At 41.3% G+C, this 17,509-nt stretch carries 14 protein-coding genes; 10 read left to right on the top strand and 4 right to left on the bottom strand.

From position 1 onward, the window contains the following. Window positions 1-18 precede the first annotated feature (18 nt). The 5 genes from ABES02_RS00805 to ABES02_RS00785 all read left to right on the top strand — a co-directional run bounded on the left by ABES02_RS00805 (window position 19) and on the right by ABES02_RS00785 (window position 7,238). Complete coding sequence (locus ABES02_RS00805; protein ID WP_430129512.1) at window positions 19-612, top strand: DeoR family transcriptional regulator; 594 nt, start codon at window positions 19-21, stop codon at window positions 610-612. Beyond that, window positions 609-2,237, top strand: coding sequence for a copper resistance protein CopC (locus ABES02_RS00800; protein ID WP_430129509.1), 1,629 nt, complete (start codon window positions 609-611; stop codon window positions 2,235-2,237). The genes ABES02_RS00805 and ABES02_RS00800 overlap by 4 nt, the downstream gene beginning before the upstream one ends. A 17-nt stretch (window positions 2,238-2,254) precedes the next feature. After that, window positions 2,255-2,899, top strand: coding sequence for a YcnI family protein (locus tag ABES02_RS00795; protein WP_430129507.1), 645 nt, complete (start codon window positions 2,255-2,257; stop codon window positions 2,897-2,899). A gap of 422 nt (window positions 2,900-3,321) precedes the next feature. Then, on the top strand, window positions 3,322-6,900 hold the full coding sequence (locus ABES02_RS00790) for an OmpL47-type beta-barrel domain-containing protein (protein ID WP_430129504.1): 3,579 nt from the start codon (window positions 3,322-3,324) through the stop codon (window positions 6,898-6,900). A gap of 68 nt (window positions 6,901-6,968) precedes the next feature. Further along, window positions 6,969-7,238 (top strand): hypothetical protein, encoded by a 270-nt coding sequence (locus ABES02_RS00785; RefSeq protein ID WP_430129501.1) that lies wholly within the window; start codon window positions 6,969-6,971, stop codon window positions 7,236-7,238. A gap of 29 nt (window positions 7,239-7,267) precedes the next feature. On the opposite strand, the gene ABES02_RS00780 is transcribed toward ABES02_RS00785, so the two are convergent. From ABES02_RS00780 to glcD, 3 genes are all read right to left on the bottom strand, one after another. After that, window positions 7,268-8,209 (bottom strand): LytR family transcriptional regulator, encoded by a 942-nt coding sequence (locus ABES02_RS00780; protein WP_430129498.1) that lies wholly within the window; start codon window positions 8,207-8,209, stop codon window positions 7,268-7,270. 288 nt (window positions 8,210-8,497) lie between these two features. Then, window positions 8,498-9,823, bottom strand: a complete 1,326-nt coding sequence (locus ABES02_RS00775; protein ID WP_430129495.1) for a (Fe-S)-binding protein — start codon at window positions 9,821-9,823, stop codon at window positions 8,498-8,500. Continuing rightward, entirely contained in the window at window positions 9,820-11,232 is a 1,413-nt protein-coding gene (gene glcD, locus ABES02_RS00770; RefSeq protein ID WP_430129492.1) for a glycolate oxidase subunit GlcD, read from the bottom strand. Before glcD ends, ABES02_RS00775 begins: the two co-directional genes overlap by 4 nt. Window positions 11,233-11,414: 182 nt before the next feature. Between glcD and ABES02_RS00765 the strand changes: the two genes are divergently transcribed. The 5 genes from ABES02_RS00765 (at window position 11,415) to ABES02_RS00745 (ending at window position 16,676) form a co-directional block, all read left to right on the top strand. Next, entirely contained in the window at window positions 11,415-12,278 is an 864-nt protein-coding gene (locus ABES02_RS00765; protein ID WP_430129489.1) for a Cof-type HAD-IIB family hydrolase, read from the top strand. 147 nt (window positions 12,279-12,425) lie between these two features. Next, entirely contained in the window at window positions 12,426-13,325 is a 900-nt protein-coding gene (murQ, locus tag ABES02_RS00760) for an N-acetylmuramic acid 6-phosphate etherase (RefSeq protein WP_430129486.1), read from the top strand. Window positions 13,326-13,350: 25 nt separating this feature from the next. Next, window positions 13,351-14,205, top strand: a complete 855-nt coding sequence (locus ABES02_RS00755) for a MurR/RpiR family transcriptional regulator (protein WP_430129483.1) — start codon at window positions 13,351-13,353, stop codon at window positions 14,203-14,205. A 108-nt stretch (window positions 14,206-14,313) separates the two neighbouring features. Continuing rightward, window positions 14,314-15,675 carry a PTS transporter subunit EIIC gene (locus ABES02_RS00750; protein ID WP_430129480.1) on the top strand — a complete coding sequence of 454 codons (1,362 nt, stop codon included), beginning with the start codon at window positions 14,314-14,316 and terminating at the stop codon, window positions 15,673-15,675. Beyond that, on the top strand, window positions 15,672-16,676 hold the full coding sequence (locus ABES02_RS00745; protein WP_430129477.1) for a MupG family TIM beta-alpha barrel fold protein: 1,005 nt from the start codon (window positions 15,672-15,674) through the stop codon (window positions 16,674-16,676). The genes ABES02_RS00750 and ABES02_RS00745 overlap by 4 nt, the downstream gene beginning before the upstream one ends. A gap of 81 nt (window positions 16,677-16,757) precedes the next feature. Here the strand turns inward: ABES02_RS00745 and ABES02_RS00740 are convergent, their stop codons facing one another. Beyond that, window positions 16,758-17,300, bottom strand: coding sequence for a hypothetical protein (locus ABES02_RS00740; protein ID WP_430129474.1), 543 nt, complete (start codon window positions 17,298-17,300; stop codon window positions 16,758-16,760). Window positions 17,301-17,509 lie beyond the last annotated feature (209 nt).

The raw sequence follows: 17,509 nt of genomic DNA, 5'->3' as shown, positions 1-17,509 counted from the left end.
ACCGTAGGGGGTGTGAAAATGCTGCCAATTGAACGTAGGCAACAATTACTGGAATGGTTGAAGGAAGAAGGCGCACTATCGATAACGGAAATCAGCAGGCGTCTCCATGTATCGGAAATGACCATTTATCGAGACATTAAGCCGCTGATAGATGAAAAAAGAATATTAAAAACTTCAGGTGGAATCAGTTTAGCGCCAGTTACTACTGCTTCATCGACAGCTTGTACATACTGCTTCAAGGAAGCGAATAACCGGCACCCTGTTCAAATCATCACGCATGATTTGCGGGTCGAGCAGTTATGCTGTCCTCATTGCGGTTTATTAAGATACAGGGATATTGAAAAAGAGGTCTCCCAAATTATATGTCGGGATTTCCTTCACAATACGACCATCAGTGCAAAAATGGCCTATTTTTTAATCGACGCAGATTTTAATTTAAATTGCTGCCAGCCCCAAGTTTTGACGTTTGATTCACTCAAACAGGCGGAGCAATTTCAGAAGGGCTTTGGCGGAAGGATCCTTTCCTTTGAGGAAGCAATCGAAGAAATTCAAACAAGGATGAATGGTAAGAAGGGATGTGGTTGTAGTAATCGAGAGGGATTGGTGGAATGAGAGTAAATAGGAATCACATTTTACTTCTAACCATCCTATTTATTTTTCTATTTCCGACCTTTCCATCCGCCCATGCATATATAAAAAAATCGACTCCAACTGAAAATGAGGTATTTGATCAGCCGCCACAGAAGGTAACCATTCAGTTTGATGAAGCCATTCAACCTGATTATCATTCGTTGCAAGTGTTTGATTCGAAGGGGAAAAGGGTGGATCAGAAGAATGAGAGAATTGATCCTGCTAATCCTGCGATCATTGAGGCTGACCTGCAGGGAAACTTGCCGAATGATACCTACAGTATCCAGTGGCGGGTGGTTTCAGGTGACGGACATCCCATTGAAGGGGTGATTCCCTTTCAAATTGGCCAAGAAGCGAAGGGCACAGCAATAGCCCCAGGCTCAAAGGGATATATGCCGAAACTGGATTTAATCATCCTTCGCTGGCTGCAATATATGAGCAGCGCCGTTTATGTCGGAATTCTGTTCTTTTATCTATTCGTACTGCCAAAAGAATTGGGACAGGAGATAAGTGTTCGTAATCGTTTTAGTAAAATCATCGTATATTCCTTCATCACTTTATGCTTTAGCATTATCTTGAGTCTGCCGTTGCAGGCAACGATCGAATCGGGCTTGTCTTGGGGAAAGGTTTTTCACATTAATGTGTTAGGGAATATGTTGACCAACAGTGTATTTGGAAAAACATGGATTACCGCAATTATCATGCTGTTAATTTTGTGGCCATCGACGTTTCTGTTATGTTATAAACCATTTAAAAAAACAATTTGGGCTTGGGTTTCACTGGCACTTGGAATCGGGATGCTAAGAACGAAGACATTCACGAGTCATGCAGCTTCTTCGGAAAAGGGCTTGCTCCCGATAGCGATGGATTTTGTTCATCTATTGTCAGCATCGATCTGGATCGGCAGTTTGATTGCTATGATTGCCTTGCTGACGTATCGCAAAAATCAAGCTTATTTTGAAACAATCCGCAGGTTTTCCAAATGGGGAATTGCTATTGTATTGATTTTATCAGCAACTGGCCTTTACGGCAGCTTGTTATACATTCCTAATTGGCGCTCTCTAGTCGTAACGGATTACGGAAGAGCCTTGTTGGGTAAGGTTATTCTCCTCGTAATTATGGTGTTGTTTGCGGGGGTTAATTTTATAAAAGGAAAGCGCAGCCACGAAAAAGGAATCCAACGTTCCTTGTGGGGAGAATTTTCAGCTGGAATTATCGTTCTGATTCTGTCTGTTATTTTAACAAACCTGCCGACCGCAATGGCATCGCCCGGACCTATAAACGAAACGAATAAGGTTAAAGGTGGAAACTACATCACGTTTGCGGCAACTCCGAATGTGATTGGAAAAAATACTTTCGAAGTAACCTTAAAAGACCGAAATGGCCAACCCATTAAAAAAATCGAGCAGGTAACGCTGACGTTTAAATCGCTCGAGATGAAGATGGGCGACGACACGGTCCAATTGTCACGTGTGAAGGAAGGTAAGTATAGTTTTAAAGGGTTGAATTTCAATATGTCGGGCCGCTGGAATGTTCGCGTTCACGTCCTGACCAAAGATTTAGAAACCATGGATACAGATTTTAAAGTACTAGTAGGAAGTCAATAAAAAGGGGAGATTTCATTATGAAAAAATTATTAAAAGTATTTTTACCAACAGTATTAGGGTTATTCATTTTCTCAAGTGTCGCAAGCGCGCATGTGACCGTTGTTCCAAAATCGTCGACAACAGGGGCATGGGAAACGTATACGGTTAAGGTTCCGGTTGAAAAGGATATAGCGACAACAAAGGTAACGATTAAGGCACCCGCTGGAGTAGAAATTAAGTCATATCAGCCAGTTCCGGGCTGGAAGTATTCTGATGAAAAAGATGCAAAAGGCATTGTTAAATCGTTTACATTTGAAGCTACTGGCGAAGGCATTTTGCCAGGTCAATTCCAATCCTTCACGTTTGTAGGGAAAAATCCTGAAAATGCCACAAAAGCAGCATGGGATGCTTTCCAATATTATAAAGATGGCAGTGTAGTGGAATGGACCGGAGACGAAGGTTCGGATTCTCCACATTCGATTACGGATATCGTGGCAGGCGGAGCAACAGATGATCATCATGCTGCGGATCAAGCCCAAACAGAAAAACCGGCTAAAGAGGAAAAAGTTACTCAAACAACATCTGCGGACCACGAAGATTCCAATTCACTACCGTTGATTTTATCGATTGTGTCTGTAGTTTTATCACTGGGTGCGCTTGTGGTAGCGGCTCGTAAAAAATAATAGAACGATTTACTATCTGAAAAATTCCGCTGTTACCATTTAGCAGCGGAATTTTATATTTAATATGGCAAAAGTTTTATTTGATCTGCAAGTTTTTTTATAGAATGCCCTTGAAATTTTCGTCCTCCTCACCTTCCTCACACTTTAAATTTCAATTTAGTAGAAAGTAAAGAAAGTCAAAGAATAATTAAGAAATATAGGTATTATTGGCTATTTTTATTTAAATTTACTTATTTTTCCTGTTTTTCATTTATTTTCATATCCCCTATAATTATGTTACCTAAATTACTATTTTAAAACCTTTCCTTTAATAGGGGGTCAGGGGGGATTTAGGTTTTTTTAGAAAGGGGGTAATTTAATTGTAATTACTATTTCAAATAAATCTGCAAGGATTTTCTAAACACATTCCTAGGGGGGGTTATATGAAAAGATTTTTACCAATTTTATATACTATGATTTTAATAGTATCTACTTTTCTTTCATCATTTTTACACGCGCCTAAAGTTTTAGCCCAAGAAATTACAAATGGAAGAGTTTCAAATGATTATTTGGAATATTCAGTAGATGGCAATGGAAGGTTTACGATAGGAACCATTAATGGCAACCCTGAAATTACAAAGGATGATTACAAGAATTTACTGTTTGGTCATCCTTCTCCATGGTCATCCTATTCAACCATCAATATTGATGGGGATATCATTCAATACCAGCCCAATGCAAAATTACCGACAACAAACGCTTCCGAATTAAGTAATACCTCGGAGCTAAAGGTTGACAATAAGCAAATTAGTATCCAGCAAATTTTGAAAATTGTTAAAAATCCAAATACTAACAGAGAAGACTCTGTAGAAATCAAGTATGTCATAAAAAATAATGATTCCCAATTGCATGACATCGGCCTGCGAATAATGATGGATACGATGCTTGGTAATAACGACAGTGCACCGTTTCGAATTCCTGGGTTAGGGGCTGTCACAACTGAAAAGGAATTCACAGGAGATAATATACCAGAGTATTGGCAGGCGTTTGACAATTTGGAAAACCCCTCTGTCATTGCCCAAGGTCATTTAACGAAAACGGATAACAAGCCAGACAAAGTTCAATTTACCAATTGGGGAAGGGTGTATGATAATTCGTGGAATTATTCCATTTCTCCAAATTCAAGTAACGGGGATAGTGCGGTTAGTATTTATTGGAATAACAGGCCTATTAATCCAGGAGAGAGCAGAGAGTACACTACATATTATGGGTTAAGTGAGTTCCTTCAAGACCTTCGACCTCCTATTGCCTTAAGTTTATCGGGTCCAAAGGTTATTGAATTGGATGAAGCGGGGAAATACAAACCAAATCCGACTACCATTACGGCTTATTTTCAAAACATCGGGAATCAAACAGCATATGATGTTCAACTCGGTTTAATTCTGCCAGAGGGTTTAAAGTTAAAAGATGGTCAAAAGGAAGTTCAAATTGGAACCCTCAAACAAGGAGAGATTAAACAGGTTTCATGGGAAGTGGAAATTGAACCGCAGGCAGAAGAAAAGCTCCTTGATTATTCGGTAAAGCTGTCAGCTAGCAATGCAGAGACAAAGATTTTAACTCAGCAAGTAAAAGTTCCTGCTTCACCGGATGCGGGAAAAACGGTCATTTTTATCCCAGGAATCATGGGAACAGAAATCTGGACCAATCCCCAAAATGGCGGTGCAGCTGAAAGAAGATGGATGCCGGTTGGTGATGTATCTAATGTCACAAACGTAAGAGAACAGACGAGGGAACTGGCGGTTAATGGAGATGGTGACTCTGTTAACGATCTAGATATCCGGGGCCCGATTGACGAATACTATGGACAAATGGTCAGGTTGCTAAAAAATGAGGGCTATCACGTAGTAGAATTTGGATATGATTGGCGCTTAGGTAATGCTTATAATGCCACTAAATTAGAAGAAACAATTAATAGTTTAAATGTTGAGCATGTATCGATTGTTGCACATAGCATGGGCGGGCTTGTTGCCTCAAAATATATTGCTAATAAACAATCAAATGCAGACAAAGTGGATAAATTTATCACATTGGGAACCCCTTATTATGGAGCTCCAAAAGCATTATACATGATGGAAACAGGAGATATTGCTTCTTGGGGGAAAAATTTAGTTATCAGCAAAGTTATTCGGGAATTGGCTCCTAATATGAAGTCTATTTATCAACTTTTTCCAACCAAAGATTACTTTGATGATGATCAATACTACGTTCAGGTTAGGTATGACAATACATTTAGAAAGAATGAATATAAAAAGTTAAGCTATGCCCAGACACTACAGTTTTATAAGGATTATCGTGACGAATGGCTCAATGAGGACCATTTCAGTTTAGCGGAGTCTTTGGCTAATTCGTTAAACAATAATGCCTCCCGAATCAATTCCGTAGACAGATACTTTATTGTTGGTGATCAAATTTCATCGATTGGTGTAGTCGTTCCGGAGTTGAATGAAACATGGAATCGAGATGGATATAATTATGCCCACATCGATGACACAAAGCCAATTAATGGTGATGGAACTGTACCTGTAAAGAGTGCAAATATGAACGCAAGTACTAATCCAGATAAAACCTATTATATTCAGGCCAAACATGATGAACTAGCAAACAATCAGACGGTCATTAATCAAGTAGTAAATATATTAAATAATCGTCCTGCAAGAATTGAAGGAATGCGGAAAAATCCAAAAGAAACGAAGAAGCTTAAAATAAAGGTCGAATGTCCAGTAGATCTTCATGTATATGATCAAAATGGGAATCATATAGGGCCGGTATCAGAAAATAACCTTGAAGAGAACATTTTATCAGGAACCTATTACTTACTCGGTGACGAAAAAATTGCCTTGCTTAACGATGGGGAATACCAAGTGAAATTGCTTGGTACAGATAATGGTGAGATGACGTTTACATTGGTATGGTATGATGAGAATAATGAGGAAGAAAAAACTGTTCGTTTTGATCATGTTCCTTTAAGTCCTACCACAAAAATCACAACAACAACGACAAGAGAAGGCGAAATTACTCTTTCCCTCGATAAGGATGGGGATAACGTGATTGATGAAACGATTAGTCCTACAGTTGTACTAGACAGTGTGGGTTCTCAGGATATTACTGCTCCAGAATTATCCTACACAATCGATGGGGATGAAGGAGAAAATGGCTGGTACACCTCTGATGTCAAAGTTAACCTAGAGGCTTCCGATCAGGGAGCTGGTGTCCATCAGATTCTATACAACGTAAACAATGGTCAAGAGGAATTATATGACAAGCCTGTATCCATCACTTCAGAAGGTACGATCAATCTCTACATGAAAGCTTTAGATAAAAATCGAAATTATGATGTAAAAACGGCTGAAATAAAAATAGATAAAACGAAACCAAGAATTGAAGTTTCGGAACCACCGCAAAACATAATGGTTGGGGATAAAATAAGCTTTAACTTCCATGCCGCGGATGATATATCTGGAGTTGACTCTATTTCTGCAACTTTAAATGGTCAGCCATATGCAAAAAATGAGGAAGTCACCTTACTTCAACCGGGTGAAAATATTTTAGAAGTAACAGCTGTGGACAAAGCGGGAAATAAAGAAATCCGAAAAGTAAACTTCTCAGTCTATATTCCTGCGGCCATTGAAATTAATCCAAACTCTATAAAGAAAAACAAAAATAACAATGCTATTGGAACAGGTTATATTCAATTAGATTTAAAATATAATCTAGGAGATATCAGACTTTCTTCAATACTTATCAACAATAAAGTGGGTCCAATTACAGATTCTAAATATGGATATGTAAAAAATCCAATTGTTGAAAACAATGGAGATGGAAAGAAACAATTTATGTTTAAGTTTTATCAAGGTACATTGGGAGAATCGTTACCAGTTGGTAATCAAGAGGTCATTATTACGGGTGAGTTACGCACGGGAATCAAGTTTATTGGAAAAGCAAATGTAAAGATTGCTGATTAAGGGTTTATGATAAGGGGATTTATCCGGTCCCCTTATCTTTAAATTTAATGGTTGAAGGGAACATAACCATGTATACACTTATTCAAGTTTTTATCGGAGTAATTGCTGGTTTCATCATGTTTTATATGACAGCTATTGAACGTGTTAAAATTCTGAAGTACTTATTACAATATGTAAATTCAACGCTCTTTTACTTTATTATTGTAATTTTGGTACCAATCATTTGCATGGTCTTTTTTCCAAGGGTAAAAGTTTTTGGGTATTCGACATCCATTACAATGATTATATTATTTATCCTCCTTTATATTGCCTTCAATACAGGGGATATAGGGTTTTAGAAAAAAAGCTGGTTGGAGCTCAACCCCAATCAGCTTTCACTATTTCCGGATAATTCTAGTTGTGTTCTTAATTCATTACGTACACGCTGTTTTTCTTCTGTTGAAACCATTCCATAATAGATGTGATTGATCATTTTTCCTTGTTCTTTTAATTCCATTTGCTGAATCGATGTTCCTACATGTTTATAGCCTCGTTGAATTGCGACCATTTGATCAAAAGTCAGGTTTGTTTTTACGTTTTTACCTAGGACGGTAAAAATATCGGAAAACTTGGTTAAGCTCGAAAGACTCGCCCCTTCTTTCATAATGCCTTCAATAATTTGACGTTGTCTTGATTGACGGCCAAAATCACCTCTAGGATCTTCATATCTCATTCTTGTAAAGCTTAATGCTTCCTTGCCGTTAAGAGTCAGTTCTCCTTTGGCAAAATGGATTCCATCCTGAGTAAAATCTAAATCATTTTGGACTGTAACACCGCCAACCGCATCGACCATTTCAGTGAAGCCTTCCATGTTTACCTGGATATAATAGTCAATTGGTATATCAAGAAAATTTTCCACGGTATCCATCGACATTGGAACTCCGCCAAAGGCGTAGGCGTGGTTAATCTTGTCTTCTTTTCCTTTTCCGACAATTTCAGTTCGAGTATCACGCGGAATACTTAACATTTTCACGGAATTGTTGTTTGGGTTAACGGTTAGAACAATCATGGTATCAGAGCGGCCTTTGTCACCCTTACGCTCGTCCACACCCAGCATTAACACAGAGAAAGGATCTTTTGCCTTTACTTCGACGGGCTTTTCACGTTTATCCGATTTGGTTCGGTCAATCGGTTGATGCATCGAATCAACGGCATTATTAAAAGATTTATATACAGTGTATCCGTACGCTCCTCCGCCAAGTAACATGACGACAAGGATTGCAGCGGTCACTTTCATCCACTTTTTAGATTTCTTTTTTTGAGATCTCATTAGAAAACCTCCTAGAAACTTACAAATTTTATTGCAATTGCTACTTAGTTTAACAAAAAAATTCGATGTACGATATGTAAAAAATATGGAAACTATTCCATTCTATCTTTTTATGATATATCGGCGAATTTCGCAGGTTTATCGGCGAATTTTCCATTTTATCGGCGAATCCAACGACTTTATCGGCGAATTTTCACTTTTATCGGCGAATCATAAAAAAGCAGCCATTTTTTTATAAAAAAAGGCCGGTCACCTGTTAAGGTAAAACCGACCACTCACTCTTTATACTTATATGTTTGAAGCCTCAGCTAACAAGTCCACGATATGAACCGCACGCATTTTAGAAGACAGCCCTTCCCGTTCGATACCTAATTGCATCTGTAAAAGGCAACCGGGATTGGCGGTGACAATGGTGGTGGCATGCGTCGCTTTGGCTTGAGCCATTTTATAGTCGAGCATCACCATCGACATTTCGGATTCGACAATATTATAAATTCCGGCCGAACCGCAGCATCGATCCGCCTCTTTCATTTCTTTATATTCGACCCCCGCAATCGCTTGAATGAGAATGCGTGGTGCAGAGGCCGTCTTCATCACATTGCGAAGATGGCAGGAATCTTGGTACGTGATAACCTGCGCAGGGAGCCCCAATTTGACCTTTTTATGAAACCCAACGGCAACTAAAATCTCGGAAATATCCTTAATCTTCTCCTTAAAATCTTTGGCACGGTCTTTCCAATCTGGCTCATCCTTCAGTAAATGATCGTAATCGATTAAAAAGGCGCCGCATCCCCCGGCATTGGTAATAATATAGTCGACGTCTAAATCCTCGAAGGCCATAATATTCCGTTTCGCCAAATCCTTCGCGGCCTGTTTCTCCCCGCTATGTCCATGGAGCGCGCCGCAGCACGTTTGCCTTTTCGGAATCACAATCTCACAGCCAGCCTTTTGTAGCAGTTTCATAGTGGCATCGTTTGTTTTCAGGAACATCGTATCCATTAAACAGCCGCTGAAGAAAGCAACCCTGTGAACCTTCTCAGATATAGCCGGGAGATAGTCTGGCCGGTTTTTCATTTCTTTCATCATTGGCACTTGCGGCAGCACTTTTTCCATCGTCGCTAAGTGTTCCGGAAGGAGACCAAGAAAACCGATTTTTCGGGCGATCGTTTGAATTCCCGAGCGCTGATAAAACCCAAGTAACCCGACAGCCTGCCTCATTCGGTTTTGATGAGGAAACAATCCATGAAAAACCGTCTTCCTCACAACCCGCGCCGGTAAAGAATGCTTCTTGTTTTGATTGATAATATCCCTTGCGTCCTCCAAGAGATGGCCATAATTCACCCCGGAAGGACAGACCGGTTCACAGGCGCGGCAGCCAAGACAAAGTTCGAGCGAGCGCTCAAAATCCTCATCCGGTTCAATCAGCCCATCCACTACGGCTTTCATTAAAGCAATCCGGCCTCTTGGCGAATGAGATTCTTTGTAGCCTGATTCGATATAGGTCGGACAGGTCGGCAGGCAGAAGCCGCAGCGCATACAGTTTAGTAGTTCATCTTCGTTCATACGGGCTTTAAATTGCTCTTGAATCTTTTCTTGTTCCATTAAAGTTGTCATCTTGTGATCACCACGCGTTTCTTGCTGTCTTTAGCAAAAACCTTCCCTGGATTCATGATATTATGGGGATCAAAGGCCTGTTTAATCGCCTTCATCGCCGCGATTCCTTCGGCTTTCAGCTTCCATTCCAGATACGGAGCCTTCATCGCACCGACTCCATGTTCGCCGGTAATCGTTCCACCTAATTCGATCGCTTTTTCAAAAATTTCCGCAAAGGCTTGTTCGACCCGTTCCATTTCTTCATGATTCCTTGCATCCGTGGCGCAAGTAGGATGCAGGTTCCCATCCCCGGCATGGCCAAAGGTACAAATAGTCAACTTGTATTTCTCCGTAATCTCGTTGATTGCCTTCACCATATTGGCAATTTCGGACCTTGGCACGGTCGCGTCCTCAAGAATGGTTGTCGGCTTTAAGCGGGCAATCGCAGAAAGGGCTGCGCGCCGTGCTGTTCTTAAGGCATCGGCTTCCTGTTCGGATGCGGCGATTTGAATCGAGACTGCCTGTTCCTGTTTACAAACCTCAGCCATTCTTTTTAAATCACGCTCCACGACTTCTGGTGGGCCATCCTGTTCGATTAAGAGGACGGCTTTTACATCTGTCGGCAATCCAATTTGGGCAAAATCTTCAACCACCTTTAAAGTAGGCTGGTCCAGGAACTCTAGTGTTGTCGGGATGATTTTATTGGCAATGATCTTTGAAACTGATTTTGCAGCCGCCGATAAATCCTGGTAGAGTGCCAGCATCGTTTTTTTCGTTTCCGGCATCGGAACTAATTTAAGTGTGGCTTCGGTAATCACTGCTAATGTTCCTTCCGAGCCGACCAACAGCCGAGTTAAATCATAACCGGCCACATCCTTTGCCAGCTTCCCACCGGTTCGGATCATATCGCCATTCGGCATAACCGCTTCGAGTGCGATGACATAATCGCGGGTAACCCCATATTTAAGTCCGCGTAAACCACCGGAGTTTTCATTAATATTGCCGCCAATGGTCGAGATTTTCATTGAACTTGGGTCTGGTGGATAAAACAGCCCTTTTTCTTCAACAGCATGGATCATATCAAGGGTGACGACACCAGGCTGTACGGTGACGGTCAAATTTTCCTCATCGATCTCAAGGATTCTGTTCATATGTTTAAAAAGCAGGACAATCCCGCCTTCGGTCGGGCAGGTCCCGGCACAAAGGTTCGTCCCGGAGCCCCGAGGTACAATCGGAACCCGATATTCATGGCAAACCTTCAAAATTTGTGAAACCTCCGCTGTATTTCTCGGACTGACGACAGCATCCGGCATCGACTGGAAGTTCGGTGTGGCATCATACGAGTAAACTAAACGTTCTATTTTAGAATCATCATAATTCTTTTTCGTGACAATCGAGATAAGCTTTTCTTTTACTTCATTCGAAAGCATTCTTCTTCCCCCATTCCCTTACTTGTTTAAATTCTATGTTTTTGGTGATAAACCTTTAGGTGATTATCATTTTTATTACAGTGTAAATCATAATAAAGGTGTCGAATACCATTTGATTTTAAAATAAAATTTCAATAAAATTATATTAAAAATAAAACAAAATTACAAAGGGGAAATTAACCATGGAGTATCCACTATTAGCAACAGACTTGGATGGCACCTTATTAAACAGTCAAAAAGAGATTGATATCGAGACGATTCAGGCGATTGATGAGTATCGCAAACGAGGAGGGAGGGTCGTGATTTGCAGCGGGCGCTCTCCTCTGTCAACGAAGTGGATTGCTCGTACCATTGGGTTAAAGGGTGAACCGATCATTGCTTATAATGGGGCGATTCTCCTTGATGAGAATGGAGAGGTCAGTGAGCAATCGGTTTTTCAGCATGGGCCTCTAGTAAGTTTCTGGGAGTTATGTCAAAGTGAGGGCATTTATGCCCATTTTTATGAAGGGGACATGCTCTTGGTCCCAAGCAGGAATAAATGGAACGAGAAATGGATTGAAAACAATATCCCTGCCCTTGAAAAAACAGGGGCCAAGCTCAATCACTGTATAAGTGTCCGGGAAAAATGCTGTGTAAAGGTGATAGATGATTTTTACGGATACTTTAAGGAGCATCAGCCCAAAATTACCAAAATCGCCGTTTTTGATGACGGTGACAAGCTGAATGGTTTTACCAAGAGGATTTCAGAACAGATTGAGGATTTGGAAATTAGCAGCAGTTTCGATTTTGTTAATTTAGAAATTACCCCCGGCGGCGTGACCAAGGCATCAGCGCTGATGAAGCTTACGGAGCAGCTGGAGATTCCCATCGCAAAAACGGCTGCGATTGGCGATAATTTTAATGACTCGCTTATGCTTTCGGTTGCAGGTCTGGGGATTGCGATGGGAAATGCCCCTGATAAGGTGAAACAATTAGCGGATCAGGTGACCGGGAATAATAATGAAGCAGGTGTTGCGCAAGCTATTCGCCGCTTTTTACTTTATTAAGGGACAAATCGATTCGTTAAAATATTGTTTTAAAATAACATTTTAGTATTTATATAAAAATGTTGAAATTAAATTTCAATAAAGATATAATATGAGTGTGGGTAATCGCTTTCAACTCAGAAAAAACTAACGGAGGAGAACGATACAATGGCAGAAAATCTCGAATTATTAACGACAGAATCGCGAAATGAACAAACCATGCAAATAGATACCGCCAGTCCGCTTGATATATTACGAATGATGAATGAGCAAGATCAATTAGTAGCTTTAGCAGTTAAAGAAGTCTTATCTGATGTGGAGGCCGCTGTTCAATTCGTTGTTGAATCCTTTAAAAACGGCGGACGCCTCATTTATGTCGGGGCAGGAACGAGCGGAAGATTAGGGGTACTGGATGCCGTCGAATGTCCTCCAACCTTCAGTACGGAGCCTGAAATGGTCCAAGGACTAATCGCCGGAGGGGAAGGAGCCTTCCTGAAAGCGGTAGAAGGAGCTGAGGATCAACCAGCCTTCGGTGTTAACGATTTAAAGGAAATCGGATTAACCAAAAATGATACCGTGATTGGTATCGCGGCGAGCGGCCGAACCCCATATGTCATCGGCGCTTTACAATATGCGCGAAGCATTGGAGCGAAAACGGTTGCCCTTTCCTGCAATAAAAATGCTTTGATCAGCAAAGAAGCGGACCAAGCCATCGAAGTGATTGTCGGTCCAGAGGTACTCACTGGTTCTACAAGGTTGAAATCGGGGACAGCCCATAAAATGATTTTAAATATGATTTCGACCTCCTCGATGATTCTGTTAGGAAAAGCCTATGAAAACTTAATGGTTGACGTCCACGTCAGCAACCAAAAGCTGAAGGAACGGGCCATTGGCATCATCCGAAAAATTACCGGTGTTTCATATGAGCAGGCTTTGGAAACATTAGAAAAAGCAGACCTGCAAGTGAAAACGGCAATCGTCATGATTAAAACGGAAACGACAAAACAAGAAGCGGAACAATTATTGGCGGATGCCAATGGTTATGTAAAAATAGCAATCCAAAAGTAATTTTTTAAAAAAGGTGGTCTTTGGTGTGGCAGCAGGCGGTTTGAAAATGATCCAAAATATGCTGGAACAGCTTCCAGCTTCTGAGCGGAAAATTGCTGAGTTTATTCTTGAAAATCCGCACACGATTTTAAATAGTACCGTCCATGACATTGGAATGCAGGCCCATACAAGTGGTGCCGCTGTTATTCGGCTTTGCAAATCACTGGGCTTGAACGGTTTTCAAGATTTAAAGGTACGAATTGCCGGGGATTTAGTAAAGCCAGTCGAACAAGGGTATCGAGATATCGAACCTGGTGAATCTTTTTTCTCCATTGTTCAGAAAACAACCAGCAATAGTATCCAAAGCATCCGCGATTCAGAAGAGATGATCAATTATGAAGAATTAGAACGCGCTGTCCACACCTTGTCTGGCGCCCAAAATGTCCATTTTTTTGGCATTGGCGCTTCCAACATTATCGCTAAGGATGCACAGCAAAAGCTTCTTAGGGTTCATAAAAATGCAACCGCTTTTACCGATACCCACCTTGTGGCAACCTTAATTGCAAATGCCAATAAGGATGACGTGGTGTTTGGGATTTCCCACTCAGGGGAAACATCCGAAGTGATCAAAATTATGACACTTGCTAAAGAGCGAAGTATTAAAACGATTAGTCTAACGAAGTACGGACAATCATCTGTCTCATCCCTAGCGGATATCAAATTGTTTACCTCTTATTCCGGTGAAGCACCATTTCGAAGCGCGGCCACTTCATCACGGCTGGCACAGTTATACATGATGGATATTTTGTTTTTATCGATGGCAACCGTGCAATATGAGGACACGATTCATTCGATTGATAAAACAAGAGAAGCCATTCGGTTTATTAAAGAAGGTAAATAATCCTTATAGGGGGTGATGTGCACTTATTGTCCTTTTGCAAGGAGCAGTTTTAGGGAAATAGGGTCATTATTTAAAAAAATAAAGAGCAACAGAGAGAGGGGAAGTACCATGGCTGGAGAGAATAAAATTTTAGCAGAAAAGATTCTGGAACAATTAGGCGGCCCGGCGAACATTGGCAATTACACACATTGTATGACAAGACTTCGTGTGACACCAAAGGATGATTCGATTGTCAATAAAGCGGCTATTAAGAAAATAGATGGGGTACTTGGGGTTGTCGAAGAGGAAACCCTGCAAATTATCATTGGTCCTGGAAAAGTTAATAAAGTAACAGAAGAGTTTGGTAGATTAGTTGATGCTGCAGGCGGGATTGATTTAAAAGAAAAGGCCGCCAGCAAGAAAGCAGAAATTAACCAAAAGAATGCCACACCATTTAAATTGTTTTTACGAAAAATCTCAAGCATTTTCATCCCGTTAATCCCGGCCCTCGTGGCATCCGGTTTGATTACAGGGATTACAAAAGCGATCATTCAAGCTGGCTGGCTGGCAGGGGATTCCCAGCTTGCGACGATTTTATCCGTCATTGGCGGTGGATTATTTGGTTACCTAGGAATTCTGGTTGGCACGAATGCAGCGAAAGAATTCGGCGGTTCACCAGCACTTGGGGCGATTGCCGGTATCTTAATCATTAACCCGGCAGTTGCTGGAATTAAATTATTTGATACAGCGCTGCTTCCTGGGCGCGGCGGTTTAATCGGTGTCTTATTTGCCGCGATTTTTATCGCCCTTGTTGAAAAACGAGTTCGTCGTTGGGTTCCACAATCTCTTGATCTATTTATCACACCAACGGTTGCTTTATTGATTACTGGTATTGTAACTTATCTTGTTTTTATGCCGCTTGGTGGTTTCGTTTCCGATGCGATTACAAAAGGTTTAACTTCTTTACTGGATATGGGTGGCGTCGTTGCAGGCTTTGTCCTCGGGGCAACCTTCCTGCCGCTTGTTGTAACGGGTTTACATCAAGGCTTAACACCGATACACCTTGAATTAATAAATTCACTTGGCAATGACCCGCTTCTTCCAATCTTGGCTATGGGTGGTGCCGCACAAGTAGGAGCAGCGTTTGCAATTTACTTTAAAACAAAGAAAACACGTTTAAAAAGAGCGATTGGCGGGGGACTTCCTGCTGGAATTCTTGGAATCGGGGAGCCATTAATCTTTGGTGTAACGTTACCATTAGGCCGTCCATTCTTAACTGCTTGTCTAGGAGCTGGTGTCGGCGGTGCCTTCCAAGCAGCCTTCCATGTGGCTACAATCGCTGTAGGGGTATCCGGTTTACCACTTGCTTTCCTAGTTGTGACGGGTCAAGTTCTACTCTATTTAGCTGGAGTTTTAATTTCCTACGCAGCAGGTTTTGCGTTCACGTATTTGTTCGGTTTCAAAGATGAGATGGCTGGTGAATTTGATTGATCGGCATTTCCTTCTATTTGAATGATCCATTAGCTGAAGAGCGGATTATTCTTGCTGGTAAAATGGGTGTGAAGCGGGCGTTTACCTCGCTTCATATTCCTGAAGAGTCTGGGGATTTAGCAGCTCGCGCTAAAAAGCTGCTGCAAACAGCGAAGGAAGTTGGAATAGAAGTTTATGCGGATGTATCAGCGCGGACTCCCGCCCATTTAGGATTGGAGAGCTTGTCTTCGTTAAAATCCTTAGGGGTTGGCGGTTTGCGGTTGGATGATTTTTTTGACAATGAGACGATTTTGGGGCTAGCGAAGGATTTCAAGCTGGCACTGAATGCTAGCATTTTGTTTGAAAAAGATTTACGGGCGCTGTTGGGTGGCGGACTTGAGACTAGTCAATTGCTTGCCTGGCATAATTTTTATCCAAGACGGGAAACGGGTTTAGCAGAATCGTTTTTTCATTCGCAAAATGAACTTTATGCGCGTTTTGGAATTCCTGTTAGTGCTTATATTCCAGGTGACGGCGAGAAACGCGGTCCGCTGTTTGAAGGGCTGCCAACTCTGGAAAAACATCGTGAAGCGGACCCGTTTGTGGCAGCATTGGAGTTGTTCAAGGCGGGTGTTGAGGATGTGTATATCGGTGACCCGGAGGTAAGTGCAAATCTTTTGGAAAAATTAATGGCATTCGATCGCGATGCTTTTGTTTCGGTTCGAATCGTAGGGTTTCAAGAGGGAGAGTTCCGACTTCGCCCTGATTTTTCACGAGATGTCTTAAGGCTTATGGATACGAGGAGTTCGGAGCCGGTACCTCCTGAAAATACCGGGGCACGCCCAATTGGAACGATCACCATCGATAATGACCGCTATGGCCGCTATCGGGGCGAGGTGCAAATTGCGATTCAGGATCTTCCTGCGGATGAACGGGTCAATGTGGCAGGAAGAGTTGAGGAAGAGGATTTGCCACTGCTTTCTTTTCTGCTGCCGGGTCAAAAAGTGAAACTAATCCACTAGGAAAAATAACTGAAAAAAGACTGTTCGTGCTATTCCTGCATGGACAGTCTTTTTTTCGTCAACGCTCTGTAAATACGATTGTTACTTGTTGCTGTAGTATGCCTTTACTTTTTTGATTTCTAATTGGATTTCCTCATCTAAATCGGCATAGAATAACACAGCGGCAAACTGTTCAGGAGTGATAAAGGCAGACCCCACTTCCATTTCTTTTATACGAATGCCTTCAGATGTTTTCTCCATCTCCAAAACTCCAAAACTATCTCCGGAATTCAACTTCGCAGTTTTGCGTCCGCTTTTATTAACGGATACCACAATATTTCGATCTCCTAATTGGACAGAATCGACTGTTTTCGTCATTAACTGACGCACTTTTTTAAGCGAAGCCAATAGGTCATCTGCTAGATTCGTATGATGAAGTAAAATGGCCACTTGTTCAGCCGTCACATAGGCAGAGCCGAGCTCCATTTCTTTCAATCGGATGTCGCCTTTCTCCGTTTTCTCAAGCTCTAAGACGCCAAATGATAATCCGGATTTAAGTTTGGCGACTACACTGCCTTCTTTTGTTTCTTTTATGTCGATGGTGTGCTGGCCCATGTGGATGGTTTGTTGTTTCGCAGCCGTCATTTTTATTCCCCCGTTCCCTTGTTTTATTGGGTTATTTTACCTATTCAAAAGTGATAATATCAGTTTTTTTTGAATTTGTGTAAAATTAATTCTCTTTCTAATGAAATTTTAATAAATTATAAAAATTGGTTTTGATACACTGTTTTTTAGACAAAAAACCGCCATATGTATTATCTGTGAACTGTATTGTTGGTATGAAAAGTATGAAT

Source organism: Neobacillus pocheonensis, from assembly GCF_050477905.1.
Lineage (GTDB): Bacteria > Bacillota > Bacilli > Bacillales > Cytobacillaceae > Neobacillus > Neobacillus pocheonensis_A.
The sequence above is the reverse complement of the archived record's forward strand: the minus strand, read 5'-3'. Positions and strand labels throughout refer to the sequence as shown.

Bases quoted from the DNA above. Each gene is read 5' to 3' on its own strand.
- ABES02_RS00805 (WP_430129512.1), top strand. From the start codon at position 19: ATGCTGCCAATTGAACGTAGGCAACAATTACTGGAATGGTTGAAGGAA.
- ABES02_RS00800 (WP_430129509.1), top strand. From the start codon at position 609: ATGAGAGTAAATAGGAATCACATTTTACTTCTAACCATCCTATTTATT.
- ABES02_RS00795 (WP_430129507.1), top strand. From the start codon at position 2,255: ATGAAAAAATTATTAAAAGTATTTTTACCAACAGTATTAGGGTTATTC.
- ABES02_RS00790 (WP_430129504.1), top strand. From the start codon at position 3,322: ATGAAAAGATTTTTACCAATTTTATATACTATGATTTTAATAGTATCT.
- ABES02_RS00785 (WP_430129501.1), top strand. From the start codon at position 6,969: ATGTATACACTTATTCAAGTTTTTATCGGAGTAATTGCTGGTTTCATC.
- ABES02_RS00780 (WP_430129498.1), bottom strand. From the start codon at position 8,209: ATGAGATCTCAAAAAAAGAAATCTAAAAAGTGGATGAAAGTGACCGCT.
- ABES02_RS00775 (WP_430129495.1), bottom strand. From the start codon at position 9,823: ATGACAACTTTAATGGAACAAGAAAAGATTCAAGAGCAATTTAAAGCC.
- glcD (WP_430129492.1), bottom strand. From the start codon at position 11,232: ATGCTTTCGAATGAAGTAAAAGAAAAGCTTATCTCGATTGTCACGAAA.
- ABES02_RS00765 (WP_430129489.1), top strand. From the start codon at position 11,415: ATGGAGTATCCACTATTAGCAACAGACTTGGATGGCACCTTATTAAAC.
- murQ (WP_430129486.1), top strand. From the start codon at position 12,426: ATGGCAGAAAATCTCGAATTATTAACGACAGAATCGCGAAATGAACAA.
- ABES02_RS00750 (WP_430129480.1), top strand. From the start codon at position 14,314: ATGGCTGGAGAGAATAAAATTTTAGCAGAAAAGATTCTGGAACAATTA.
- ABES02_RS00740 (WP_430129474.1), bottom strand. From the start codon at position 17,300: ATGACGGCTGCGAAACAACAAACCATCCACATGGGCCAGCACACCATC.